At 75.4% G+C, this 1,513-nt stretch carries 2 protein-coding genes; both read right to left on the bottom strand.

Annotated elements, in window-relative coordinates; translation table 11 throughout:
* Positions 1-556, bottom strand: a 556-nt coding sequence (locus NWP10_RS11930) for an NAD(P)-binding domain-containing protein (protein ID WP_258301044.1), incomplete at its 3' end; no start/stop codon positions are given.
* Positions 543-1,445 carry a fumarylacetoacetate hydrolase family protein gene (locus NWP10_RS11925; protein ID WP_158492696.1) on the bottom strand — a complete coding sequence of 301 codons (903 nt, stop codon included), beginning with the start codon at positions 1,443-1,445 and terminating at the stop codon, positions 543-545. The genes NWP10_RS11930 and NWP10_RS11925, both read right to left, overlap by 14 nt.
* Positions 1,446-1,513: the final 68 nt, after the last annotated feature.

The following is a 1,513-nucleotide window of genomic DNA, read 5'->3' as shown; positions in this document are numbered from 1 at the left end:
CGTCGGCGGCGGGCACGGTGCCCACGGCCAGCGCCCGGCGCGGGGCGGCGGCGCGGCCGTGCACGTCGAGGTCGTGGTGGGAGACCTCGGACAGGGCCCGCACCACGGGGACCTCGAGGCCCGCCGCGGCCCAGCGGGCGGCGATCCGGGCGGTGCCCGGCGCGTCGTCGGGCCCGGCCTCGAGCCACGCGGGGAGGATCTCCTCGCCCCACGTGTTCGTCATGTCCACCACGGCGCGGACCCCCGGCCCGGCGAGGGCGAGCGGGTCGACGTCGTCGAGGTCCTCCCGGGGCACGGCCACCACGACCACCTCGGCGCGGGCCGCGAGCTCCTCGGCCGCCACGGCCTGCGCGGCGGGCGCGTACACCGTCAGGTGGCGCTGCACCGCGCTCGGGCGCCGCGTGCCGGCCACGAGGGCCCGCACCTCGGGCAGGCCAGGGGAGAGCCGCGGGATGCGGGCGATCGCGCGCGCCACCCCGGTGCCCGCGCGCCCGGCCCCCAGGATCCCGACCGTGCGGGGGAGGGCGGCCGGGGCGGCGGGCTCAGACGAGCTCATTGCGCTGCCGGCCCAGGCCGGTGATCTCCACCTCGACGACGTCCCCGGCCCGCAGCCACGGGCGGCGGCCGTCCGCGCCCTTGCGGGCCACGGCCACGCCGGCGGGGGTGCCCGTCATGATGAGGTCGCCCGGGTTGAGCGTGATCATCTGCGAGACATAGGCGACCAGCTCCTCGGGGGAGAACACCACGTCCGCGATCCGGTCGTCCTGGCGCTCGACGCCGTTGACGCGCGTGATGATGCGGGCGTCGGCGGGCAGCTCGTCCGGCGTCACCAGCCACGGGCCCACGGGGGTGGAGGCCTCCCACACCTTGCCCTGCAGCCACTCGGAGGTGCGGCCCTGCCAGCCGCGCATCGAGACGTCGTTCGCCACGGCGTAGCCGGCGATGTGCTCCTTCGCGTCCTCCACGGCGATCCGTCGCCCCGGCTCGCCGATGACGATGCACAGCTCGCCCTCGTAGTCCACGCGGTGGTCCTCCTCGGGCACCTCGACGGGGTCGAGCGCGCCGGTGAGGGACTGGGGGAACTTCGCGAACAGGGTGGGGTGCTCGGGCTGGTCCTGCCCGGTCTCCTCGATGTGGTTCGTGTAGTTCAGACCCACGCAGAACACCTTCGTGGGGAAGGGGATGAGCGTGTCGTAGACCAGGGTCGAGGTGTCCAGCAGGAGGGAGCGGTCCTCCTGGGCGGCCCGCAGGGCGGACTCCACCATCTCGCGCTGCTCCTGCGGCTCGGCGGTGAGGTACTCGCCGACGTCGCGGCACTCCGGCAGGGCCACGGCGCGCACCGCGACCTCGGGGTCCTCGGGGTGCACGGAGGTGATGACCGCGGCGAAGGTGGCACCCGGGTAGGCGGCATCGGAGTCGGGCTGGCGGAAGGTGGCGAGCTTCATGGGCCCATCCCATCACAGGGGACGGACCCGGGCCCGTCCGGGGACCGTCGTGAGACGCTGGGTGGATG

It is taken from the genome of Micrococcus sp. HG099 (assembly GCF_024723355.1).
GTDB classification, from domain to species: Bacteria; Actinomycetota; Actinomycetes; order Actinomycetales; family Micrococcaceae; genus Micrococcus; species Micrococcus endophyticus.
The sequence above is the reverse complement of the archived record's forward strand: the minus strand, read 5'-3'. Positions and strand labels throughout refer to the sequence as shown.

Excerpts from the sequence above, each read along its gene's own strand:
- NWP10_RS11925 (WP_158492696.1), bottom strand. The coding sequence starts at position 1,445 with ATGAAGCTCGCCACCTTCCGCCAGCCCGACTCCGATGCCGCCTACCCG.